The sequence below is a fragment of the Sinorhizobium glycinis genome (assembly GCF_001651865.1).
Lineage (GTDB): Bacteria > Pseudomonadota > Alphaproteobacteria > Rhizobiales > Rhizobiaceae > Sinorhizobium > Sinorhizobium glycinis.
Genome location: NZ_LPUX01000062.1, coordinates 227,638 through 252,298 on the forward strand (window position 1 = coordinate 227,638; position 24,661 = coordinate 252,298).

At 63.0% G+C, this 24,661-nt stretch carries 17 protein-coding genes, 1 tRNA gene and 1 pseudogene; 9 read left to right on the forward strand and 10 right to left on the reverse strand.

The window, feature by feature from the left end:
* Positions 1-108: 108 nt before the first annotated feature.
* Positions 109-816: a DUF899 domain-containing protein gene (locus tag AU381_RS19185; protein WP_064243332.1), complete on the reverse strand. Its 708-nt coding sequence runs from the start codon at positions 814-816 to the stop codon at positions 109-111.
* 144 nt (positions 817-960) lie between these two features.
* On the opposite strand from AU381_RS19185, the gene AU381_RS19190 reads away from it, so the two are divergent.
* Both AU381_RS19190 and AU381_RS19195 read left to right on the forward strand, forming a co-directional pair.
* Positions 961-1,407: a MarR family winged helix-turn-helix transcriptional regulator gene (locus AU381_RS19190; protein WP_064243333.1), complete on the forward strand. Its 447-nt coding sequence runs from the start codon at positions 961-963 to the stop codon at positions 1,405-1,407.
* Positions 1,408-1,613: 206 nt separating this feature from the next.
* Positions 1,614-2,018, forward strand: a complete 405-nt coding sequence (locus AU381_RS19195; protein ID WP_064243463.1) for a GFA family protein — start codon at positions 1,614-1,616, stop codon at positions 2,016-2,018.
* A gap of 21 nt (positions 2,019-2,039) precedes the next feature.
* Here AU381_RS19195 and AU381_RS19200 read toward each other — a convergent pair whose 3' ends face one another.
* Both AU381_RS19200 and ilvD read right to left on the reverse strand, forming a co-directional pair.
* A complete protein-coding gene (locus AU381_RS19200; protein ID WP_064243334.1) occupies positions 2,040-2,615 on the reverse strand; it encodes a nucleoside 2-deoxyribosyltransferase in 576 nt (191 codons plus the stop codon).
* A gap of 105 nt (positions 2,616-2,720) precedes the next feature.
* A complete protein-coding gene (gene ilvD / locus AU381_RS19205; protein ID WP_064243464.1) occupies positions 2,721-4,559 on the reverse strand; it encodes a dihydroxy-acid dehydratase in 1,839 nt (612 codons plus the stop codon).
* Positions 4,560-4,890: 331 nt separating this feature from the next.
* Between ilvD and AU381_RS19210 the strand changes: the two genes are divergently transcribed.
* The 3 genes from AU381_RS19210 (at position 4,891) to AU381_RS19220 (ending at position 10,903) form a co-directional block, all read left to right on the forward strand.
* A complete protein-coding gene (locus AU381_RS19210) occupies positions 4,891-8,157 on the forward strand; it encodes an AAA family ATPase (protein WP_064243335.1) in 3,267 nt (1,088 codons plus the stop codon).
* A 200-nt stretch (positions 8,158-8,357) separates the two neighbouring features.
* Complete coding sequence (locus AU381_RS19215) at positions 8,358-9,038, forward strand: peroxiredoxin-like family protein (RefSeq protein WP_064243336.1); 681 nt, start codon at positions 8,358-8,360, stop codon at positions 9,036-9,038.
* Positions 9,039-9,892: 854 nt separating this feature from the next.
* Entirely contained in the window at positions 9,893-10,903 is a 1,011-nt protein-coding gene (locus AU381_RS19220; protein WP_064243337.1) for a helix-turn-helix domain-containing protein, read from the forward strand.
* Between the two features lie 27 nt (positions 10,904-10,930).
* Here AU381_RS19220 and AU381_RS19225 read toward each other — a convergent pair whose 3' ends face one another.
* The 4 genes and pseudogenes from AU381_RS19225 to cpdR1 all read right to left on the reverse strand — a co-directional run bounded on the left by AU381_RS19225 (position 10,931) and on the right by cpdR1 (position 14,195).
* On the reverse strand, positions 10,931-12,712 hold the full coding sequence (locus tag AU381_RS19225; RefSeq protein ID WP_064243338.1) for a methyl-accepting chemotaxis protein: 1,782 nt from the start codon (positions 12,710-12,712) through the stop codon (positions 10,931-10,933).
* A pseudogene (locus tag AU381_RS19230) lies at positions 12,688-12,954 on the reverse strand (chemotaxis protein CheB); the annotation flags it as partial. The gene AU381_RS19225 and the pseudogene AU381_RS19230, both read right to left, overlap by 25 nt.
* Before the next feature lie 500 nt (positions 12,955-13,454).
* Positions 13,455-13,529: transfer RNA gene (locus AU381_RS19235), tRNA-Val, on the reverse strand.
* Positions 13,530-13,832: 303 nt separating this feature from the next.
* On the reverse strand, positions 13,833-14,195 hold the full coding sequence (cpdR1, locus tag AU381_RS19240; RefSeq protein ID WP_003531148.1) for a response regulator CpdR1: 363 nt from the start codon (positions 14,193-14,195) through the stop codon (positions 13,833-13,835).
* A 190-nt stretch (positions 14,196-14,385) separates the two neighbouring features.
* Between cpdR1 and AU381_RS19245 the strand changes: the two genes are divergently transcribed.
* On the forward strand, positions 14,386-15,267 hold the full coding sequence (locus AU381_RS19245) for an N-formylglutamate amidohydrolase (RefSeq protein ID WP_064243340.1): 882 nt from the start codon (positions 14,386-14,388) through the stop codon (positions 15,265-15,267).
* Positions 15,268-15,518: 251 nt separating this feature from the next.
* Entirely contained in the window at positions 15,519-16,295 is a 777-nt protein-coding gene (gene hisN / locus AU381_RS19250; RefSeq protein ID WP_064243341.1) for a histidinol-phosphatase, read from the forward strand.
* A 69-nt stretch (positions 16,296-16,364) separates the two neighbouring features.
* On the opposite strand, the gene AU381_RS19255 is transcribed toward hisN, so the two are convergent.
* Positions 16,365-17,348, reverse strand: a complete 984-nt coding sequence (locus tag AU381_RS19255) for an alpha/beta fold hydrolase (RefSeq protein ID WP_064243342.1) — start codon at positions 17,346-17,348, stop codon at positions 16,365-16,367.
* Between the two features lie 228 nt (positions 17,349-17,576).
* Positions 17,577-17,756, reverse strand: coding sequence for a hypothetical protein (locus tag AU381_RS29840; protein WP_156528636.1), 180 nt, complete (start codon positions 17,754-17,756; stop codon positions 17,577-17,579).
* On the opposite strand from AU381_RS29840, the gene AU381_RS19260 reads away from it, so the two are divergent.
* On the forward strand, positions 17,748-18,209 hold the full coding sequence (locus AU381_RS19260; RefSeq protein ID WP_064243465.1) for an Hsp20 family protein: 462 nt from the start codon (positions 17,748-17,750) through the stop codon (positions 18,207-18,209). The genes AU381_RS29840 and AU381_RS19260 overlap by 9 nt on opposite strands.
* A gap of 79 nt (positions 18,210-18,288) precedes the next feature.
* Here AU381_RS19260 and AU381_RS19265 read toward each other — a convergent pair whose 3' ends face one another.
* Positions 18,289-19,335, reverse strand: a complete 1,047-nt coding sequence (locus AU381_RS19265; RefSeq protein ID WP_064243343.1) for a threonine aldolase family protein — start codon at positions 19,333-19,335, stop codon at positions 18,289-18,291.
* Positions 19,336-19,890: 555 nt separating this feature from the next.
* Here AU381_RS19265 and gltB point away from each other — a divergent pair.
* A complete protein-coding gene (gene gltB, locus AU381_RS19270; RefSeq protein WP_064243344.1) occupies positions 19,891-24,615 on the forward strand; it encodes a glutamate synthase large subunit in 4,725 nt (1,574 codons plus the stop codon).
* The last annotated feature ends 46 nt before the right edge of the window (positions 24,616-24,661 follow it).

A 24,661-nucleotide genomic window follows, 5' to 3' on the forward strand; every position in this document is an offset into this window, starting at 1 on the left:
ATTTCGCCATAGCGGTGATGCACCCCTCCTCGAGGCTACGAGGGGCGGTACGAGAGATAGGGCCGGCTGCCGTTCTGTCCATTCAGTTTGAGCGGCGGACCGCTTCGGTCAGTCCTCATACTCGTCGTGGCGGCGGACGAAATCCATGATCGTGCCTTCGTTGCGGCCCTTGGGCGCCCGATCGAGCAGCATGAAAGTGCCGACCAACTCCTCCAGACCGCGCGCATAGGTTGAATAGGTGTGATAAACGGTGCCGCCCTCGTCCTGGTAGAAGGCGCTGAGGCCCGGCAGCTCCTCGTAGGCGTCCTTCGGGGCCATCTCGGTGAAGTTGTAGACGACCTTGTCGCCCGCCATTTCAGTGGGCGTGAAGGACACGTGGAAATCTCTGTTGAACGCGCTGCCCCGGGCGGACACCCAGGGAAAATCCCAGCCCATTCGCTTGCGATAGGCCTCGATTTTTTCGAGCGGCGCGCTCGATGCGGCGACCAGCGTGACGTCGTGATGGTTGAGATGGGGCAGGGTGCCACCGAAATGATCGACGAGGAAGGAGCAGCTTGGGCAACCGGCCTCCCAGTTTTCGCCGAACATGAAGTGGTAGACGAGAAGCTGGCTTCGTCCGTCAAAGAGGTCCGCCAGGCTCCTCGGGCCGTCCCGGGTATCGAACCTGTAAGATTTCTCGACCTTCACCCAAGGCATCGCCTGACGCCCGGCATTGACCTTGTCTCGCAGATGGGTGTGCTCCTTTTCGAGCGCCAGCAGCGACTTGCGTGCCTGCAGCCATTCCTCCTGCGACACGACGGCGTGGTTCGGTCCCATATCCGTTCCTCCAAGGGCCTTCGATCGAATTTTCGTTGGAGCACCGATTATAACGCAGCTCGGAACTTGCGGTGAGCACGTCGAACGGTGGATGCATCGCCATTAGTGCTTGACTATTTACGTTGATATCAACATTAGTCGGACATGTCAAAGCCGCCGCTCATACCCTTCTCGACCACGATCTTCGTCAGGGATACCTGCCTGTGCCTGCATGTCCAGCGTGCCGCCCGTGCCTTGGCTCGCAGGTTCGACGAGGCGCTCAGGCCGCTCGACATCACCAATGGCCAGTTCTCGCTGATGATGTCGCTCAATCGGCCCGAACCGCCGAGCATAAGCGCGGTCGCGTCGCTTCTGGCAATGGATCGCACGACGCTGACAGCGGCGCTGAAACCGCTGGAGCGCCGTGGTCTTCTGCAGGTCTTCGTGGATTCTGACGACAGGCGGCTGCGCCGCCTGCGATTGACGGAAGCGGGAGAGCGGCTGCTGGCGGAAGCCGTGCCTGTGTGGAAGCGCACGCATGAAGCGGTCGATGCGCAGCTTGGCGATACCGGCCCCGACCGGCTGCGGACCGATCTGCACGCGCTGACCTGAGTTCCGGCAGATTTACTGCGAGCGGCAGCCGGATGAGGCGCACAAAAGCACCCATCTTCCTTTTCCGCCGCAGCACAGAATTCGCCAGCGCAAACCCTGGAGAATAAGGATGGCAATCGGTTGAGGATCGTGTTGTTCTCGCTGGCGCGCCGCATCGTCGGAGTGCGGCGGATGCCATGGCGGCGTTTCAGGCGGGAGGAGCGAAGATGAAGAGGACCTACAAGGGTAGCTGCCACTGCGGACGGATTCGCTACGAGGTCGATGTCGATCTCGAGGCCGGGACCAGTCGATGCAATTGTTCCTACTGCTCGAAAATGCGCTATTGGGGTGCGTCCGTGAAGCCAGAGGATTTCCGGCTGCTCTGCGAAGAGAGCGGTATCGGAGACTATCAGTTCGGCACAATGAGTGGCCATCACCGGTTTTGCATGACTTGCGGCACGGCGCCTTATGGGCACGGATATGTCGAGCAGATCGGTGGAGCCTTCGTTTCCATCAATATCGCATGCCTTGATGATATCGATCCAGCCGTGCTGGCGACCTTGCCGGTCCAATATATGGACGGGCTCCACAACAACTGGTGGAATGTCCCGGGCGAGACGCGGCACATGTGAAGTCGGGGGCTTGTTCAGCGGTTACGCATTGCTGAGCTTGCGGGCTGCGGCGGCGAGGCATTTCTCGAAGGCCGCGAGATCGGTGTAGACCGCATCCGCTGCCGCATCGCCGACAATGATGATGCCGCCCCGCCGTTCGATGCCGGAATGCAGCATGAGGTTGTCGATCAGGCCGAAATCCTCGACCGACAACCCATCCGGGTCCCGTAGCCGGCCCTCGGCATCGGGCGAGACGGCGCCCTTGAAGTGGTCGATGACGCGAGCGGTGTGATTGCGTGCCACGTTGGTATAGGCAAACACCGGTTTGCCGAGCGCGCACATGAAGCCGAGTTCGAACGTCGTCCCGGTGTCGGCGGCGATCCCGCGAAAGGGCGTCAGGTTTGCGATGATCGCGTCCGCCTCGAGCATCATCTGCTCGTCGACGGTGCTGATCGCCGCCGCCAGTTCCCGCTTCGAATTGGTCGGCGGGATCTCCAGGTCTCCCGGCGACAGCGGGATCAGCCCGGCGGCACGCGTCAGCGACGCCTTGCGGTCAAGCATTTCGCGGGCATTGGGAAGGAAGACCTCAGGTCCGGCCAGATAGACTTTTTTCGCCACGAATCTCAGCCTGTGCCGATAATGTCGGTCGGATCAAGACTTTGAAGCTCCGGAGCGCGACCCGTTCCGGAAACGCCTTGCGGTAGTATGATAAGAGTGACCGCTTCAGCGATCGCCCAGGTCGCGCACGGCCCCGCGGTCGGCGGAGGTCGCGAAGGCGGCATAGGCTTTGAGCGCTGTCGTCACCTTGCGCTTGCGCTGTTCGGCCGGCTTCCAGCCCCTGGAATCCTGTTCGGCGCGGCGGTTGGCAAGCTCGACCTCGTCCACCCGCAGACTGATGGTGCGGTTCGGGATATCGATGTCGATGATGTCGCCTTCGCGGACGAGCCCGATCGTGCCGCCATTCGCCGCCTCGGGCGAGACATGGCCGATCGACAGGCCGGACGTGCCGCCGGAGAAGCGGCCGTCGGTGATCAGCGCGCAGGCCTTGCCGAGACCTTTCGATTTCAGGTAGCTCGTCGGATAGAGCATTTCCTGCATTCCGGGACCGCCCTTCGGACCTTCATAGCGGATGACCACGACGTCGCCGGCCTTGACTTCGTTGGCGAGAATCGCCTTGACGGAGGCGTCCTGGCTCTCGAAGACGCGGGCGGGGCCGGAGAACTTCAAGATGCTCTCGTCGACGCCGGCGGTCTTCACGATGCAGCCGTTGAGGGCGATGTTGCCCTTCAAGACAGCGAGGCCGCCGTCCTTGGAGAAGGGATGCTCGACAGAGCGGATGACGCCCTTTTCGCGGTCGGTGTCGAGTTCGTCCCAGCGCGCCTCCTGGCTGAAGGCCACCTGGGTCGGAATGCCGCCGGGGGCGGCGCGGAAGAAGTTGCGGACCGTCTCGCTCGACGTGCGGGTGATGTCCCAGCGATCGATGGCGTCGCCGATCGTCCCGCTGTGCACTGTCGGGCAGTCGCGGTTGATGAGGCCGCCTTTGTCGAGTTCGCCGAGGATTGACATGATGCCGCCGGCGCGATGCACGTCTTCCATATGCACGTCGCTCTTCGCCGGCGCGACCTTCGACAGGCAGGGAACCTTGCGCGACAGCCGGTCGATGTCGTCCATGGTGAAGTCGACCTCGCCTTCATAGGCGGCGGCGAGAATGTGCAGCACGGTGTTGGTCGAGCCGCCCATGGCGATGTCGAGCGCCATGGCGTTCTCGAAGGCTTTCTTGGACGCGATCGAGCGCGGCAGGACACGTCCATCCTCCTGCTCGTAATAGCGGCGCGCCAGGTCGACGACGAGATGGCCGGCCTCGACGAAGAGGCGCTTTCGGTCGGCATGGGTGGCAAGCGTCGAGCCGTTGCCGGGCAGCGACAGGCCGAGGGCCTCGGTCAGACAGTTCATCGAGTTGGCCGTGAACATGCCGGAGCAGGAGCCGCAGGTCGGACAGGCGGACCGCTCGATAACCTTGACGTCCTCGTCGGAAACATTGTCGTCGGCGGCCGCGACCATGGCGTCGACGAGGTCGAGCGCGTGCTTCTTGCCGTGCAGCACCACCTTGCCGGCCTCCATAGGCCCGCCGGAGACGAAGACAGCGGGGATGTTGAGGCGCAACGCGGCCATCAGCATGCCGGGGGTGATCTTGTCGCAGTTGGAGATGCAGACCATGGCATCGGCGCAGTGGGCGTTGACCATGTATTCGACGCTGTCGGCGATGATCTCGCGCGAGGGCAGCGAATAGAGCATGCCGTCATGGCCCATGGCGATGCCGTCATCGACGGCGATCGTGTTGAATTCCTTGGCGACGCCGCCGGCCGCCTCGATCTCGCGGGCGACGAGCTGGCCAAGATCCTTCAAATGCACGTGGCCGGGCACGAATTGTGTGAACGAGTTCACCACCGCAATGATCGGCTTGCCGAAGTCGCTGTCCTTCATGCCCGTGGCGCGCCAGAGGCCGCGGGCGCCGGCCATGTTGCGGCCGTGAGTGGTGGTGCGGGAGCGATAGGCAGGCATGAACATGTTCCTTCACGGACGAATATCGATACGCGAATATGGCGATGCTTGAGCGCCGGTCGAGGGGTACTAGCGCAAAATTGCGCGCGCGTCATCTTTCGCGTCGGATTATTTCCGCCGCGCGGAGCCAAACGGCGCGCGGGTAATGGGAGCAAGTGTAGCCCTCGCGCATGCTTTGCACAGCTTCCGTACCCGTTCGTTCGGCGCCCGAATCCCGCCGGGATTTCGCATTGCTTGCCAAGCCGGATCAACAAGTCCATTGTTTTTGCAGCATTCACGCCTGCAGCGGCAAACTTATTCGCCGCCAGGTGTCTATTGAGGTTCGTCGGCGATGAACTGCCATGAATGCGATAGCGAGATAGAGAGCGGCTTCGCGTTTTGCCCGAAATGCGGTGCCAGGCAGCAGAGTTCTTGCACGGGTTGCGGCTATCTCTGTGCGCCGCATTTCGCCTTCTGCCCGCGCTGCGGCACCCGGCTCGGAGCAGCCGCGGAAGTTCGGCCGGCGCGGGAGCGGCATCCGATGCCGCCTGTATCACCGGCGAATCCGGCATCGCCAGGCCCCGACATCGGCGCCGACCGGCGTACGGTCACGGTCGTGTTTGCCGATCTTTGCGGGTTCACCGGCCTCAGCGAGCAGGTCGATCCGGAGATCCTGCAGGCGCTGCAGAACGAGCTCTTCGAGGAACTGACGAGGGCCGTCGAGACGTTCGGCGGCTTCGTCGACAAGTTCATCGGCGACGCGCTGCTCGCCCTCTTCGGCGCGCCGGTGGCGCATGAGGACGACCCGGAGAGGGCTCTTCGGGCCGCACTCGAGATGATCAATCGGACCGCGCAGGTGAGCGACCGCTGGCATCGGCGCATAGGCCTGCCGCTCAGTCTCCATATCGGCGTCAACACCGGCCCGGTCGTCACCGGCGGCTTCGGGGCGGGCGACACGAAATCCTATTCGGTCACCGGCGATACGGTGAACACGGCGCAGCGCCTGCAGACGATGGCCGGCCCGGACGAGATCCTCGCAGGGCCGGTAACCCACAAGCTTACCCGGCACGCCTTCGCCTATGAAACGCTCGGCGCCGTTGCCTTGCGCGGCAAGACGGGCAGCCTCCAGGTGCATCGGATGAACGGTGCGCTCGAGGCGCCGCGTGCGGCAAGAGGCCTTGACGCTCTCGGTCTCAGTGCGCCGCTCATCGGACGCGACAGCGAGATCGCCCGCATGCGGGACTGCCTGGTACTCGCCTGCGCCGGTACTGCGCAGGTCGTGCGTCTGACCGGGGAAGCCGGCATCGGCAAGTCACGCCTGGTGAGCGAATTCCTGGCAGCCATCGGCGAGGATCCGCGCTTTGCGCATGTGGTCGTCAGGCGCGCGGCCTGTTCTCCGCTCGGCGAGCCGTCTTACGGGACACTCGCCACCGTGCTGCGCAGTGCCTATGGTATTTCGACCGGCGACCCGGCGGAGGAAACGCAGCAGCGGCTGGCGTCCGGTCTCGCCGAGATCGGCTTTGCCGCCGGCGAGGTCGGTGAACTGATGCCGCTTTTCTTCCACATACTCGGAATGGGGGATCGCGAAGGCGCCTTGCGGCACCTTTCTCCGGAACAGGTTCGGCGCCAGCTCTTTTCGGTCATCCGTACCATGTTCGAGCGGCGGCTCGAACGGGCGCCGTTGCTGCTCGTCGTCGAGGACCTGCATTGGGCGGACGCCGCATCGCTGGAGGCCTTGCGCTTCGTGCTGGACCGGCTGGATCGCAGTCCGCTGATGGTGATTACCACGCAGCGGCCGGATGCAGGCCCGGAGCGGTTGACCCAGGCGCGCACCAGCGTCACCGCCCTTCGGCTCGGGGCCCTTTCTTCGGCCGATGGCCAACGACTCCTCGAGGGCTTGTTCGGGGAGAATTGCCTTCCCCGGAGCCTTTCATCGCAGATCCTCCGTCGGGCCGGCGGCAACCCGCTCTTCATCGAGGAAATCGTCCGCGGCCTGATCGAGTTGGACGCGCTCAGGCGCGACGACTCCCGCTGGCACGTTGCCGAGGGAGAGGCGAGCATCGACATTCCGGTCGGCATCGAGGCGATGCTGCTTGCGCGAATAGATCGATTGCCGCAGGAGGTGCGGCGTCTCGTCCATAGCGCCGCCGTTATCGGCCCGCGCTTCGACGCGCCGCTCCTTGGCGCTATTTCTCCCCACGCCGCCGAGGTCGAGCCGGTCCTGGAACTGCTTTGCGACGCCGAAATCATCGAGGAAACGGCCCCGGGGGGGCCTCAGGGGTCGCAGGCCTACCGCTTCGTGCAGTCGATCCTGCATGAGGTGGTCTACAACAATCTCCTGGTCAAGCGTCGAATGGAGCTTCATGCCGCTGTCGCCAGGGCGCTGGAGCGGCGCCATGGGGAAAATCCCGAGCGTTTCGAGGACCTGGCGCTCCTCGGACACCACTACAGTCAGTCGGCGGACCGGGCCAGGGGCGCACGCTACCTGATGGCCGCGGGAGACCGCGCCAGCCAGCTCTACGCCAACGAGGACGCTATCCGGTTCTACCGGCAAGCCATGGCCGCTCTCGCCGCGCTTGGCGAGGAGGGACCGGAGTGGTTCGTCGCTCGGGAACGCGTCGCCGATCTCCTGGGTCCGTCCGGCGAAAGAGCACAGGCGGAAGAGCACTACCGCGCTCTGCTCGGCTCTCACCAGATATCGGCTGACCCTGTGGCCTGCGCGCGCATCCTTCGCAAGCTCGGCCATCTCCTCTGGGAGACCGGCAAGCGCGATCGGGCGCAGGCAAGTTTTGCCGAGGCCGGGGCTTTGCTCGAGCGGGCGGAGGCACCCGTCGAAAGCGCGTCGCTGCTACAGGAGCGGGGGCATCTGGCCTTCCGCATGGGCGACTATCTCAATGCTTCCGAACGGGCGGACGAAGCCCTGGATCGGGTCAAGGCGCTTGCCCCGGATGCCAGCGACGCGATGCGGCGCGAGGCGGCCCTTGTTACGGCCGAGGCACTGAACACCAAGGGCGTAGCGCTCGCGCGGCGCGGCAGCACGCGAGAGGCCATCGAGGCGGTGGAGCGAAGCGTTACGGAGGCCGAAGCGGCGATGCTGATGCATGCGGCCTGCCGCGGCTACACCAATCTCGGGGTTCTCTACACGATCGTCGATCCGAAGCTCGCAATCGATGTCTGCCGGCGCGGTCTGGACCTGGCCAGCCGTATCGGCGACCTCGGCTTTCAGGCGCGGCTGCTTGCCAACCTCGCTGTTGCCCATTGTACCTTCACGGACCGCTGCGCGGCCGAGGGCGTGCCGGCGGCGCAAAAGGCGATCGAACTCGACCGGGCGCTCGACCAGCGCGACCACCTGCCGGTGTCGTTGCTCGTGCTGGGGCAGATATACCAGTGCCATGGCCGGCCGCGCGAGGCCCGCAAGCTTTATGGCGAAGCGCTCGATCTTGCCGCAGAAACGGGCGAAGCGCAGGTGCTGTTTCCGTGCTATGATGGATTGGCGACACTTTGCCTCGACGAAGGCGATCTCGCGGGGGCCGAGCGCTACTTCGGTCTGGCTCGAGACATCTGCGAAAGCCACGATCTCGACCCGGAAGCCTTGGTGGTATTGCCGTTCCTCGACTGAACAGTCCTTTCCCAGGCAAAACTGCGCGAGTGGAACAACGTCTGTGAGCAAATTTCAGACTCAGTGCGGACTGGTTCGCGGGCACTTGCGAGCCGACCCGAAGTGATCGTGAATCGATCTAATACAGCAGAGCGGGATGCGGGCGAAAACCGCACACCGAGACGGTTTCCCGCTCTGGCGTGACGGAAGGAGACACAGCCATGGAAGAATTTCGCAGTTCCGGGCCGTTGCAGCCGGGTGATCGGGCGCCGAACGTGGTGCTCGATGCGATCACACATGAGGGCAAGATCGCCATTGATGATTTCCGGGGGCACAAGCCTGTTTTGGTGGGCCTGTTCAGAGGTCTGCAATGCCCGTTCTGCCGCCGGCAGATCGCCACGATGGCGCAGCTCAAGGCGGCGTTGAACGAAAAGGGCGTCGAGACGCTGACGGTTGTGAACACGCCGATCGAGCGGGCGCGTCTATATTTCCGCTACCATCCCCTGCCGAATTTGCTTGCCGCGTCGGATCCCGAGCGGATTTCGCATCGGGCCTTCGGCCTCCCGAATCTCCAATTTACCGAAGACGAGGACGACTGGCCGCGCAAGCTTGGCATGCAGACCGTCATGTCGATGCGGCTCGACATGCCTGATGAGTTGCCGGAACCGATGGATCCGGTCGCGGCGTCCGAATATCTGCAGAGAGCGGACGGCTACGAGATGATGGAGGACGACAAGCGGATGGAGGCGACCGCGATGGCGCAACTTGTCGGTGAGTTCCTGCTCGACCGAGATGGCGTTGTGCGGTGGTCCTTTACCGAGGCTTCCCCCGACGGCCGCAACATGTTCCGGAACCCGAGCCCTGACGAGGTGATGTCGGCGGCAGCACAGGTGGTGCATTGAGAGGATGATCGTCGGGCGGTGCGCACGTCACTGCCCGACCGCGTCTTCCAGATTGTTCGGACAAACGAAAAAAGGCCGGGGGAAACCCGACCTTCCTCGTCACCGTCAGCCTTTGCCAGTACATCCGTGGTCAATGGCGAGGTGGGTATTTCCTAGCCGCCGATCGTGACAACCGCGTGACAAGCGATCGAAAAGCGCCGGATGGAGTCGATCGCACGTAGGGCTTTCTAAAGAATTCATCGACAAGATGTCGATATGCGCGGCTTGCTACTCTTCATTGTTGCGTTGGTTGGCTTGTGGACGATCGACCGGATCGCCTGCGATGGCCGGTATGGCCGTGCGGCGTGGCGCGAAGCGAAGGAACAAGCCAATTCCGTTCGGTATCGGGTGGAATATTGGGTTGACGGTATCGTCAGGCTATAGGCTCATTCCTTAAGCTGCATGCGCGCGACTAAGCGCGTCGCGTTCAAAGGGGTTCATGCGACGCGCTTTACGTATTTGTTTTCATGCATGTCGTTGTCCCAAAACCGCCGCACACTTTTGGCGACATGCTTAGATTCCTGCGCTGGTACCGCGTCCGGTCGAAGAATGGATGCGTTGCCAGGTTGGATTGGCTGGTGGCGATTGCGAACGGGCACCATCCAACCTAAACTCGCCGCTACTGCATGTTTCCTTAAATCGTAGCCGATTTAAGGATAAAAACATGCAGCGATTCAAATAGTGCTACAGCGACCTTTGTGCGTCTGAAAGGACGCACGGCGCTGTAGGCGCGAAGATCAACTTTCATTGCACCCATCAATCCCAGCTTCTGTCGACAAGGAGCGGTGGCGGCTACGAGGATGACAACCGGGACCATGTCGGAAAAGAGTACTGCACAAGCCTCGTTTCAGTTTCGCGGTTCGTCATTCGACAGCATGATCGAAACACTCGGCGGTGCTTTTGGCACATTTGACGCCGAGCCTATCACTCAGACCCGAGATTTCCGTTGGGGGATCGATCTTGCGGCGTGTGACAGTGCCGTGTTGATCACCGGTTATCATCAGACCGATTTCCAATTCCACATCGAGCCAACCGCCGATACGGCAGAATATTTGTCGATCGTCGTGCCCCGGCGCGGCGGCATGGGGGTGACCTATGGCCCCCGTACGGCCGAGGCAGGGCAAGGAGAATTGCTTCTCTACAACAATTTCGAACCGAACAGCGTCATCATGCGCGGGGAAGAAAACGTGGTGGACGAGCTGCTGATCAATTGGTCTGTCGTTCTGCAGACACTGGGTGAGACTTTCGAGACGCGCTTCGACGGGTCTCTGAACTTGTTGCCCCAGGTGAGTTTGTCTACACCGGCCGGCCAGTTGATCGGCAATCTCACCGAAACGATCATGGGCGGCATACGCAACAATGGTCCGTTGCTGCAGTCGCCGATCGCCATGGCGCATGTTACGCAGGCGCTGGCCGACGTGGTGGTGCGTCTTGTCCCGCACCGGCTATCGCATTTGCTGGACAAGAAGCCGTGCTTGATCGCCCCTCGCCATGTCCGCCGGGCGATCGAGTTCATGCAGGCCAATATCAATCAGCCGATCACGATGCCAATGGTGGCCGAAGCCGCGGGCGTTTCAGTCCGAGCCCTCGAAACCGGCTTTCGTGCTTTCAGGGATACCACGCCAGCCGCCTATCTCCTCAGGCTTCGCCTGCGCGCAGCACGACAGGACCTGCTCGATCCCGAGAACAATCAGGCAATGCGAGAGATCTGCCTGAAATGGGGCTTCTTTCATTTCGGACGGTTCTCGGCTGTCTATAGGGCGACGTATGGCGAAAACCCGTCGGATACAAGACGACGTGTGGGCAGCTCTATGACCTCGGTCTGAGGCGGCAAGGCAACTGCAGCGCCGGCCTCAGAAGAGGATGTCTGAAAGGTCTGCGGTATCCTCGGTTGGCTGCTCCGTCCCTCTCGTGTCCAAGGTGCTGTCACCGAACATGCGGTCGTGAACAAGCCTTTCGCTGTCCATCGAGTAGCCGGCCCGCAAAACCTTTAGGAGCTCGAGCGGCAAGAAGGACTGTCCGGGCTCCTCCGGCACCTCGCCGAGGACCATCCTTATTTCCGCAACACCAGCATTGACGTGCCGTTCCATCTGCTCATGGGCCTTTACCTCCGAGACAACGCCATCGAGCACGCGCATGACAGAGGGGCCGGTCTTGACGATGCAGCCGACATGGTGGCCGAGCCCTGCGGTGACAGAGGCGAGGCACTCCAGCACCTCGCGTGCCTCGCTTTCCAACTCCGCGGTCGTTCCGCGGGCTGCGGCGGCGGGCGAGGCGGAGACGAGCTGAGCCGCCTCCTCGAGGCCCGTGATGATCGTCTTCGTTGCTTCGCCCGTCTGCTCGGTCAGCATGCGCAGTTCCTGGGCAATGACGTTGAGGGTGCGCCCCTCGTTGCCGAAGCGTCCGCATTTGATGGCCGTATTCAGCCCGAGGTGGCGCAGATCCTCCTCGATCCGTCGGACTTTCTCCAGATCCTCGACCATGGCCGCGACTGTGCGGGATACGTCGCTGGTCAACCGGTCGAGATCGTCACGCATTGACGTGAATGCACCGAGCAGAGCGCAGATCTCCCTGAGATCCTCAACCATTGCGCTGATTGCCGTGCCGCCGCTTGCAAGCAAGTGCTCCGCCTCTTCCGCGCCGTGCGTGAGAATTGTTTCGGCATCGCCGGCGAGCTCGTTCAGGGTGGATGTGAGGTCGCCGGCCTCGCGACCGAGATCGGCGGTCGCTTCTTCCAACTGCGCGACCTGCAGGCCGCAGATGGCGGCAATCGCCCCGTTTCGCCTGTCCGTGTCCCCCTCCGGGATGGTGCGCAACAGGCCATCCAAAGCCTCCAGGGCCTGTTCGGCATGCTCGATGCGCTGGCGGGTTATGTCGCCGATCTGCAGGGCGGCGACCGCGGCGCCGATACGGGAGGTGATCTGAAGTCTCAACTGGCCGTGATCCGCCGTCTTCCCGGTAAGCCTTTGCCGGTGGCCGTCGATGGTCTCAAGGTATTGACCCAAACGGGAGGAAATCACGCCCATCGTGCCGCTATGCTCGGCGGCGAAGGCGGTGTTCACCCTCACCGCTTCTTCAAGGCTGGCGATGAGCCGCTGATATTGTTCGGAGAAGGCCTTCACGGTTGCGGCTGCGTTGCGGGTCAGCTCCGCCATGTCCGTTGCGAAAATCGAGAAATCCTCGCTCTGATCGCGAATGCCGGCGGCCTGTATGCGGGCATTGACGGCAACGAAACCGATGATCCTGACGCTTGTCGAAAGGCTCGAGACGGCCGGTTCCACCTGAACGATGGTCGCCTGGAGGCGGTCTATGCTCGACCCGTTCTGCAGGCCCTCCGAGCCGATGCCCGCGCCCGCGATGCGAATCCGTTCAAGACGCGCGACGGCTTTGGCGAAGTCGCCGCCGCACAGGGACGCCGCCACCTGCTCATGCGCGGTGGAGATCTCGCCGAGCAACGGCACACACCCTGCGAGGCTCTGGGTCATGCCGAGGAAAGTCGCTTCCATGTCGCGACGCGGAGCGGACAGGCAGCGGACTATATCCGTCAGCCGCGAACCGATAGCGTCGGCTGATCCAGCCCCGTGCGGCAAAATGATCGATTCGGCGGCCCTTACAATGCCCGAGGCGCGTTGCATGCGCTGCTCCCTATGATTTCCCGTGCGATATGATCCAGCGGCAGTATCTTGCCGGCGCCGCCGCGGGCGATTGCCTCCTTGGGCATGCCGAAGACCACGCAGCTCGCCTCGTCCTGGGCGATCGTGTCGGCGCCGGCGCTGCGCATTTCGAGAAGACCCAGCACACCGTCATCGCCCATGCCGGTCAGCAGAATCCCACGTGCGTTCGCTCCGGCGCATTGCGCGGCTGAACGGAAGAGCACCATTGGTTTTCACACGCTTAAGAAGCGGTAAAATTCAAAAGCAATGTCTAAAAAACGAACACCCGCACACGAGAAGATTGCGCTTAATGTACATCGGTGCGCGATGCGGATATTCAACCAATAAGATAGTGACCCGAGCATGGAATCCCTGTTGAGGGCACGCAGGACCAGCTCGGCTCCTGGATAACACCGCCCCGAAGTGCGGCGGCCGCCGGTAACCCTCACAACGAATTCCGCGACAAAACGGGGAGGGCCGCATCGACTCGGGCTGGGCCTGCGCAATTGCGTCAGAAGTGCGCTCGGCCCCGAGGAGCGTATGGCGCTCGACGCAGGCGGAGCCGGCCCCCGCCAACGCGTCGATCCGCGGTGTGGATCCGCAGGTGTTCGCATCGACGAACGCTCTGCAGAACGCTCCCGCCAGTTCCCGTCTATCTGCTTGCTATGTGCTTACTGGTGTTTCTCAGCAATGGGAGAGAAGCTTGCCAAGCGCTTGAAAAGGATGGTGGGCGTGACAAGGATCGAACTTGTGACCCCTACGATGTCAACGTAGTGCTCTCCCGCTGAGCTACACGCCCATCCGATGCGGCGCATACACCATAAAACCGGCGTCGGCGTCAATAGGCTTTTCGAAGGTTTTTTGACAGAAATTTCGGAGGGGCCGGCGGCGCGGGATTGTGAGGGGTCGCGTTCGGCCTACCGCACGCTGCAGCCGCATCAATCAGACTAAATGCTTGAAATGGCAAAAGCCGCTGCCGGATGAACGCGCAGCGGCTTGAACGATTGTCGAGCCCCGGCGGGCGGGAATCGCAAGCGGAATTTGATCAAGAAAATCGACCGGCCCCCCGAGTTGACAGGCAGGCGGAACCGCTTGGATAGTCTCAGGCCGCCAGCATCTTGTTGACCTCGTTGACGAGGTCGCGAAGGTGAAAGGGCTTGGAGAGGACCTTGGCGTCCTTGGGGGCCTTCGAGTCGGGGTTCAGCGCGACGGCGGCAAAGCCGGTGATGAACATCACCTTCAGATCCGGATCGAGCTCGGTCGCCCTGCGGGCAAGCTCGATGCCGTCCATCTCGGGCATGACGATATCGGTCAGGAGGAGCGAAAAAGGCTCTTCGCGAAGCCGGTCATAGGCGCTCGCGCCGTTGTCGTAGGACAGGACCTTGTAGCCCGCCTTTTCCAAGGCCTTCACGAGGAAGCGGCGCATGTCGTTGTCGTCTTCGGCAAGGAGGATTTTCGCAGTCATGAATTCGGCCGTGGCTACTTCTTTTCAATGCTTGTGGGGTGCGGCAGCCTAGCAAACCGCACCAGCGTAAATATCCGATGAACGGGAGGGGTCAACCCCCCGAACCAGCGGGAGGCCACTATGGACACAGAGGCGGCCAACTGGCAACATGATCCGAACAGCAAGATCCGCATATGGTAAAAGGGTTCCGATGGGGGAAGTGGTCGAGTGGGACGTGTTCGAGGTTTTGGAACCCGCGAGCCAGCGGATCCCCTTCGTCTTCAACTCTCCGCATAGCGGGCGCTATTATCCCCAAACCTTTCTCGAACAGTCGCGGCTCGATGCGCATTCGATTCGCCGGTCCGAAGACCACTTCGTCGACGAACTCTTTCAAGGCGCAACACTTCTCGGAGCACCGCTGCTCAGGGCCCATTTCCCGCGCGCTTTTCTCGACGTCAACCGCGAACCCTACGAGCTCGATCCGCGCATGTTCGAGGGCGCGCTGCCGCCCCACGCCAATATCAGTTCGATGCGGGTCGCCGGCGGGCTTGGGACGGTGCCGCGACTGGTGGCCGAGAACATGGAGATCTATCGCAGCCGCTTTCCGGTCGAGGAAGCGCTGGCGCGGATCGAATCGATCTACAAACCCTATCATGCGACGCTCCGGAAGCTGATCGCCCGCACCCATGTCCAGTTCGGCATGGCGGTGCTCATCGACTGCCATTCAATGCCCGGGAACGTTCATCTGGCGGGAAGCGGCCAACGGCCGGATTTCATCATCGGCGACCGTTACGGAACGAGCGCCGCCGCGGAACTGTCCCGTGTCGCAGTCGAACTCCTGGAGCAACTCGGCTATGCGGTGACCCGCAACAAGCCCTATGCCGGCGGCTTCATCACCGAGCATTACGGCCGGCCGACGCGAGGCCTGCACGCGCTTCAGATCGAAATCAACCGCAGCCTCTATATCGACGAGGCGACGCTGGTCAAAAAGCCGGGATTTGCGGCCCTGGCAACCGATCTAGCGACCTTCGTCGCGGCGCTGGCACGCCATGTCGAGGACTACGGCGCCTATCTGCCGCTTGCCGCGGAATAGCCGACGAAAATCTCCTGGGCTCAAAAAGAACCGCGCCAGCGGCGCGGTCAAGTCTAGGGAGGAAACACCCAAGGAGGGTATTTGCAGCCACGCGTGACTGCAGGGAAACAATAATATTGCACTGCACAATTGTCAAGTTGTAGGGGTGCAGGACTTTGCAACGCAGCGGGCATCGGCAGGCGCCGTCGTTGCCTTTCGGCAAATTTCCTCTATTCAGAATGCACTTCCTTCCTCGCCGCAAGAGAGTGACCATGCTGCCCGACCGTTCCTTCTTCGACCGCCTCGCCGACGCCGCCAGGGCGGAAACCTTGCCGCGTTTCCGCACGGGCACAAGCGTCGTCAACAAGCTCGAAGGCGGTTTCGACCCCGTCACGGAAGCCGACCAGTCGGCGGAAGCGGCCATCCGGCTGTTGATCGAAGGCGCTTTTCCCGAGCATGGCATTCTCGGCGAGGAGCACGGCAATATCGGCCTCGACCGCGAACATGTCTGGGTCATCGATCCGATCGACGGGACCCGTGCCTTCATCTCCGGCCTACCGGTCTGGGGAACGCTGATCGGGCTCTACCGTAACGGCAAGGCGATCATGGGGCTGATGGACCAGCCCTTCACCGGCGAGCGCTATTTCGCCGACGGCCAGAAAGCGACCTATCGCGGCCCGGGTGGCGAGAAAGTGCTTTCGACGCGTCCCTGCGACGCGCTTTCGGACGCTGTCCTGTTCACCACCTCGCCGCATCTCTACACGGGCGAACTGAAAGAGCGCTTCGAAGCGCTGCAGGCGAAGGTGCGGCTCTTCCGCTATGGCTGCGATTGCTATGCCTTCGCGCTGCTGGCCGCCGGCCATGTCGACCTCGTCATCGAATGCGGCCTCAAGCCCTATGATGTCGGCGGGCTCATTCCGCTGATCGAGCAGGCGGGCGGCGTCATCACCGACTGGCAGGGCGGTCCGGCGGAAATGGGCGGCGAGATCATCGCCGCCGGCAGCCCGCAACTGCATGCGCAGGCGCTGGAGATGTTGCGATCGCGCTAAAGCGCGTCCCTGCTTTGTGCATATCGTTACCCCAACACCGCTGCGCACTTTCGGGCGACAAGCACTGACCTACGCATCCTCCATCGTCTGCGGCGAAAGGTCCACCTCCTCGGCGTCGGCCTGCGGAAGGAAGGCCAGGATCGCGGCGAGCGCCTGGGCGCGGTAGCGGTCGGCCTCCTGGAAGAGCTCGTGGCGCGCCCCGTCGATCGGGATCAGGTGGCCGGCCCGGAAATTGCTGGCGAGAAATTCCATTGCGAGATAGGGCACTAGGCCGTCGGCCGTGGGCGCCAGGATCACCGTCGGGACGATGATCCTCGTCAGGTGCTCGCGGCGCATCGTGCGCCTGATCACCCGGAACGCCTCGCTGAGCCACCGGCCCGTCGGCGGCCCGATCCGCAAATGCGGATGGGCGTCGATCAGGGCCAGGCTGCGCTGATAGCGTCGGCTGTCCGAAGTCAGCGGATTGTTCCTGAAGGGAGTCTGGCGCTCCTTGTCGCTGCGCACAGGCAGCCTGCCGAGGCCGAACCAGCGCATCGCCGTGGCGATCGCCACGATGCCGGGCTCGCCGATCGCCTGGCCGCTCAAGCCGAGGAAGGGGGCAAGCAGCACCATGCGGTCGATGCGGCTTGCCAGCATCGGCGCGAGCGATAGGGCGACCAGCGCCCCCATCGAATGGGCGACGATGGAGAAGGGCAGGCGCGTGTCGGGCAGGACGATCTGCTCGAGGAATGTCATGAGGTCGCGCTCATAGTCGGCAAAATGCTCGACATGGCCGCGACCCGGCTGCGGCAACAGCCGTTCGGATCCACCCTGGCCGCGCCAGTCGAACGTGGCGACCCAAAATCCAGCCGCCGTGAGGTCGCCGATCGTTTCGAAGTATTTCTCGATCGATTCGTTGCGCCCCTGCAAGAGCACGATCGTGCCGCGCGCGACCGAGCCATCCGTCTTGAAAACGGCGTAGCGGATTTTCCGGCCGCCGGCGCCGTCGAAAAAGCCCACCTGGGGCTTGCCCGGCATCGGATTATCCGGCGTGGAATAAAGGATCGTCGTCATGAGCGCGTCGGCGAACGGAAACGAAGTCGAGTTTCTTCAGGGATAGGCGGCAGTCTCGCCTCCGTCAAAGAAAAAAGCCGGAAGCGGCGGATGAAATCCGGACGATCACCGCTTCCGGCCGCTGAAGGAGAAGGGACGTGTCACTTCAGCCCTGGGCGCTTCCGCCCAGTGTCCTTCTTTTAGTCCCGCGCGGCTGAACGGCGGCCGAACCCGCTGTTCATATTCCGTTCACGAAGTTTGCAGCGAAAAAACCAACATAAAAGCACCCTTGAACTCATCTGCGCGCATTCCCATGTTTTGGTTGCGGACGCCGAAGACGGGTCCGTTCACCGGTTTTGCCACAGCCTCTTGGGGTGGCAGGCCAGACCTCGCAAACCGTTGCTCTTCAAGGAGGACACCATGCGTCATTTCGATTTTTCTCCCCTCTATCGCTCCACCGTAGGCTTCGACCGGCTGTTCACGATGCTTGACAGCCTGGGCCAGCCCGATCAGGCACAGACCTACCCGCCCTACAATATCGAGCGCACCGGCGAAAACGCCTACCGCATCACCATGGCCGTTGCCGGCTTCGACGAAAGCGAGCTTTCCGTCGAGGCGCGTGAAAACACGCTGACGATCAAGGGCGAGAAGAGCGAGGAGAAGGGTGATGAGACCCAGTTTCTCCATCGCGGCATCGCCAAGCGCGCCTTTGAGCGCCGCTTCCAGCTTGCCGACCATGTCGAGATCCGAGCCGCTTCGCTGAAGAACGGCCTGCTTCATGTCGATCTCGTGCGCGAGATTCCGGAAGCCGCCAAGCCGCGCCGCATCGAAATCACTTCGGTCTCCTCGCAGCCGAAGCAGATCGAGGCGCAGAACGCCTAACTTGAGCGATCAGGCCTTTAGGGACGGCGCCTTTCGGGGCGCCGTTTTCTTATAGGGCTTTTCTGCCATGCTGCGGTTATCAGCAGGCGTCGAGGAACTGGTCGACGTCCTCGGCCTGGGTGGCAAAGCTCGTGACGAGGCGGTAGAGGCCCTCATCCTCGGCAAGGCTGCCGGCAAGATCGTGCGGCACCGGCCAGTCGTGGAAGACCGCCCCCTGCTGCTTCAGCCGCGCGGCAACGCTGCGCTTCAGGATTACGAAGACCTCGTTGGCGTCCGGCGTCCAGGCGAGCCTGCTCTCGGCCGAAGCCGAAATTCCCTCCGCCAGGCGGCGGGCCATGGCGTTCGCATGGCGGGCGAGATCGAGCCAGAGGTCGCCGGCGAGATAGGCTTCGAACTGGGCGGCAATGAAGCGCGACTTCGAGAAGAGTTGGGCCGCGCGCTTGCGCAGGAAATGCATGTCGTGCGCTTGGGAAAGGTCGAAGAGAATCAGGGCTTCGGCGCACCAGCAGCCGTTCTTCGTGCCGCCGAAGGACAGGACGTCAACGCCGCGCTTCCAGGTCATCTCGGCCGGCGTCACATCAAGGCTGACGAGGGCATTGGCGAAGCGCGCGCCGTCCATGTGCAGCGGCAGCCTGTGGGATTTGGCGATCGAGGCAATGGCCTCGATCTCCGCCAGCGAATAGACGGTGCCGCTCTCGGTCGCCTGCGTCAGCGTCACCGCCATCGGCTGGCCGCCATGCACGAATTCCGGCGGAAAGCGGCGGATCTCGGCCTCGAGCCGCGTTGCGTCCATCTTGCCAAGCTCGCCGTCCACAGGGCTCAGCCTGGCGCCATGCGAGAAAAATTCCGGCGCGCCGCATTCGTCGACATTCACATGCGCTGCCCGGTGGCAGAAGACGACGCCGCCCGGACGATTGGCGCTCGCCAGCGCAAGCGAGTTGGCGGCCGTTCCGGTGGCGACGAAGAACACCGCGATGTCCTTTTCGAAGATCTCCGACAGCCGCTTTTCCACTTTCCGGTCGAGGTCGCTCGTGCCGTAGGCGGAGACATAGCCGTGCGCATGTGCGGCGAGGTTTTCGGAAATGGCCGGATGGGCGCCAGCCCAGTTGTCGGAGGCAAAGATCATTGGCAACTCATCCTGTCTGTCAGCCTCGGCGGCCGTTTCGGCGAGACCATAGCCGAGTTCGTCCGACAGGCAATGCTTTGGCTTCGCGTAATGCCAACAGGAGACCAGTTTGAAACCAAAGCGAAGAAAGCAGACCGGGTGCGTAATTTTATTTCAAAACCGCGTAATTTCTGGCAATGTTCGGGAAGATTCCCTCTACTATTTGCGGCTCTGCCCCTTGCGGAAGGGGGCGCTTTCTGGCATAGAGCGCATGAAATAGGACAGGTTTGCTGTCCTATTTCGGTCTAGGGACCGGAACAATCGCTGGAAGGACCGCGAAAGGCGGCCTTGGGCGGGGAGCGCAAGGGGTTTGGCCGGATTTCATTCGGCTGGTATCGCCTGCCATCACCATGGTCGCGGACATTCGTGCCTGATGGGCCGCGCTTCATTTGCGACCTGATCAGGATCATGCGACGATAATGGCCCGGTTTGCCGCAACGCGGAGAACGCGACGCGGCGACGGGCGCGCTGGCCGCGGTATGCCCGGAATTTCCGGGTGCAACAGGAGGGAAGACGATGACGGATCATTCGCCATCACAACAGATTGGGCTCAACCTCGCACTCGACGCTGCGACGGCTGTAAAAGCGCCCGCATTCCCCTCCGGTCTGCCGCGAAAACAGGGCCTCTACGATCCGCGCAACGAACATGATGCCTGCGGCGTCGGTTTCGTCGCGCATATGAAAGGGGAGAAGTCCCACCAGATCGTCCGCGACGGCCTCTTCATGCTCGAAAACCTGACGCACCGCGGTGCGGTCGGCGCCGACCCGCTGATGGGCGACGGTGCGGGCATTCTCGTGCAGATTCCCGACCGCTTCTTCCGGGAGGAGATGGCAAGCCAGGGCGTCACCCTGCCCAAGGCCGGCGAATATGCCGTCGGTTATCTGTTCATGCCGCGCGACGAAAAGCTGATCGCCCACTTCAAGGAGGTGATCAGCGAAGTTGTTGCCGAGGAAGGCCAGCATCTGCTCGGTTTCCGCGACGTGCCTGTCGACAACTCGTCGCTCTCCAAGGCGCCCGACATCTCAGCCACCGAGCCGCACCACGTGCAGGTCTTCATCGGCGCCGGCCGCGACGCTGCCACCAATGCGGAGTTCGAGCGGCGGCTGTTCACCCTGCGCAAGGTGATTTCCAACCGCATCTATGCGGAGGCGGATGGCGGCGACCTCGGCTTCTATGTGGTATCGCTGTCGACCTCGACCATCGTCTACAAGGGTATGTTCCTCGCCTATCAGGTCGGCGCCTATTACAAGGACCTCGCCGACGTGCGCTTCGAGTCGGCGGTGGCGCTGGTTCACCAGCGGTTCTCGACGAACACCTTCCCGTCGTGGAAGCTCGCACATCCCTACCGCATGGTGGCTCACAACGGCGAAATCAACACGCTGCGCGGCAACGTCAACTGGATGGCGGCGCGGCAGGCGTCGGTTTCCTCGCCGCTTTTCGGTGACGACATCTCCAAGCTCTGGCCTATCTCCTACGAGGGGCAGTCGGATACCGCCTGCTTCGACAACGCGCTCGAGTTCCTCGTCCAGGGCGGCTATTCGCTGTCGCATGCGGTGATGATGCTGATCCCGGAGGCCTGGGCCGGCAACCAGCTCATGTCGCCCGAACGCAAAGCGTTCTACGAGTATCACGCGGCGCTCATGGAGCCGTGGGACGGACCGGCGGCGGTCGCCTTCACCGACGGTCGCCAGATCGGCGCCACGCTCGACCGCAACGGTCTGCGTCCGGCCCGCTACATCGTCACCAGCGACGACCGCGTCATCATGGCGTCGGAAGCTGGCGTGCTGCCGGTCGATGAGGACAAGATCGTCAAGAAGTGGCGCCTGCAGCCGGGCAAGATGCTGCTGATCGACATGGAAGAGGGCCGCATCATCTCCGACGAGGAGGTGAAGTCGTCGCTTGCCGGCAAGCATCCCTACCGCCAGTGGCTCGACGATACCCAGCTCATTCTCGAAGACCTGAAGCCAGTCGAGCCGCGGGCACTGCGCCGCGACGTGTCGCTGATCGACCGCCAGCAGGCCTTCGGCTACTCGCAGGAAGACACCAAGCTCCTGATGTCGCCGATGGCGACGACCGGCCAGGAAGCGATCGGCTCGATGGGCACCGACACGCCGATCTCGGCGATGTCCGACAAGCCGAAGCTGCTCTACACCTATTTCAAGCAGAACTTCGCTCAGGTCACCAACCCGCCGATCGACCCGATCCGCGAGGAACTGGTGATGAGCCTCGTGTCGTTCATCGGTCCGCGGCCGAACATCCTTGACCACGCCGGCATGGCGCATGCCAAGCGGCTGGAAGTCCGCCAGCCGATCCTGACGAATGGCGACCTCGAGAAGATCCGTTCGATCGGCCACACCGAGGACCGCTTCGACACGAAGACGCTCGACTTCACCTACGACATTTCGCGCGGTGCCGAAGGCATGCCGGAAATGCTCGACCGGCTCTGCGAGCGCGCCGAAGCGGCCGTCAAGGGCGGCTACAACATCATCGTGCTGTCCGACCGGCAGATCGGGCCGGATCGCGTTGCGATCCCCGCGCTGTTGGCGACCGCTGCCGTGCACCACCACCTGATCCGCAAGGGCCTGCGCACTTCGGTCGGCCTGGTGCTGGAATCGGGCGAGCCGCGCGAGGTGCATCACTTCTGCCTGCTCGCCGGCTATGGCGCGGAAGCGATCAACCCCTATCTCGCCTTCGACACGCTCGTCGACATGCACAAGCGCGGCGATTTCCCGAAGGAAGTCGACGAGAAGGAGGTCGTCTACCGCTACATCAAGGCGGTCGGAAAGGGCATCCTCAAGGTCATGTCCAAGATGGGCATTTCGACCTACCAGTCCTATTGCGGCGCGCAGATCTTCGATGCCGTCGGCCTGTCGTCGAAGCTGGTCGACAAGTACTTCTTCGGCACGGCAACGACGATCGAAGGCATTGGGCTGGAGGAGATCGCCGCCGAGACGGTCGCCCGCCACAAGGCGGCCTTCGGCGCCGATCCGGTGCTCGCCAACACGCTGGACATCGGCGGCGAATACGCTTTCCGCATGCGCGGCGAGAGCCATGCCTGGACGCCGGACGCCATTGCCTCGCTGCAGCATGCGGTGCGCGGCAATGCCGAAGATCGCTACCGCGAATTCGCCGAGATGGTGAACGCATCGGCGCTGCGCATGAACACGATCCGCGGCCTCTTCACCATCAAGAGCGCCGAGGCCGTCGGCCGCAAGCCGGTGCCGATCGAGGAGGTCGAGCCGGCAGCCGAAATCGTCAAGCGCTTCTCGACCGGTGCCATGTCCTTCGGCTCGATCAGCCGTGAGGCGCATACGACGCTCGCCAAGGCGATGAACAAGATCGGCGGGAAGTCGAACACCGGCGAGGGCGGCGAGGAAAGCGACCGCTATCTGCCTCGCCCGGACGGCTCGATGAACCCGGAGCGCTCGGCGATCAAGCAGATCGCCTCGGGCCGCTTCGGCGTCACGACCGAATACCTGGTCAATGCCGACGTGCTGCAGATCAAGGTGGCGCAGGGTGCGAAGCCCGGCGAGGGCGGTCAGCTGCCCGGCCACAAGGTGGATGCGACCGTCGCCAAGACCCGGCATTCGACGCCGGGCGTCGGCCTGATCTCGCCGCCGCCGCATCACGACATCTATTCGATCGAAGACCTGGCGCAGCTGATCTACGATCTGAAGAACGTCAACCCGGAGGCCGACATTTCCGTCAAGCTGGTTTCGGAAGTCGGCGTCGGCACGGTGGCGGCTGGTGTCGCCAAGGCGCGCGCCGACCACATCACCATTGCCGGCTTCGACGGCGGCACCGGCGCTTCGCCGCTCACATCGCTGAAGCATGCCGGCAGCCCGTGGGAAATCGGCCTTGCCGAAACCCAGCAGACGCTGGTGCTGAACGGCTTGCGCTCGCGCGTGGCACTTCAGGTCGACGGCGGCCTGAAAACCGGCCGCGACGTCATCATCGGCGCGCTGCTTGGCGCGGACGAATTCGGCTTTGCCACCGCGCCGCTGATCGCGGCCGGCTGCATCATGATGCGCAAGTGCCATCTGAATACCTGTCCTGTGGGCGTCGCCACCCAGGATCCGGTACTCCGTAAGCGCTTCAAGGGCACGCCGGAACATGTCATCAACTATTTTTTCTTCGTCGCCGAGGAAGTGCGGGAAATCCTCGCCTCGCTCGGGGTCCGCAAGCTCGATGACATCATCGGCGCCTCGGAACTGCTCGAGCGCGACCGGATGATCGAACATTGGAAGGCCAGGGGCCTCGACTTCTCGAAGATCTTCCACAAGGTGGAAGCGCCGAAGGAAGCGACCTACTGGACGACCCGCCAGAACCATCCGATCGACGACATTCTCGACCGCAGGCTGATCGAGAAGGCGAAGCTGGCGCTCGAAACCAAGGTGCCGGTGGCCTTCGAGGCGGAGATCAAGAACGTCGACCGCTCGGCCGGCGCGATGCTTTCGGGAGCGCTTGCCAAGCGCTGGGGCCACAAGGGGCTCAAGGACGACACGATCCACGTGACCCTCAAGGGCACGGCGGGCCAGTCCTTCGGCGCATTCCTGGCGCGCGGCATCACCTTCGATCTCGTCGGCGACGGCAATGACTATGTGGGCAAGGGCCTTTCAGGCGGGCGTATCATCGTCCGGCCGCCGGAAAGCGCCAGGATCGTGCCGCAGGAGTCGATCATCGTCGGCAACACCGTGCTCTACGGGGCGATCTCGGGCGAGTGCTACTTCAACGGCGTCGCCGGCGAGCGCTTCGCGGTGCGCAACTCCGGCGCGGTGGCGGTCGTCGAAGGTGTCGGCGACCATGGCTGCGAATACATGACGGGGGGCGTCGTCGTCGTGCTCGGCGGCACCGGGCGCAACTTCGCGGCCGGCATGTCCGGCGGTGTCGCCTATGTTCTCGACGAGCAGGGCGACTTCGCCCGCCGCTGCAACATGGCCATGGTCGAGCTGCAGCCGGTGCCGGAGGAGGACGACATGCTGGAGAAGCTGCACCATCACGGCGGCGACCTCATGTACAAGGGACGGGTGGACGTTTCGGGCGACATGACGCGCCATGACGAGGAGCGGCTTTACCAGCTGATCTCCAACCACCTGCACTTTACCGGTTCGCCGCGCGCCAAGGAGATCCTCGAGCACTGGACGGATTACCGGCCGAAATTCCGCAAGGTCATGCCCGTCGAATATCGCCGCGCCCTCGAGGACATGGAGCGCATGAAAATGGCTGTAGCGGCCGAGTAACCGGCCCCCGACAGCGGCCCCCGATCCGGTTCCGGTGGCGGGGCCC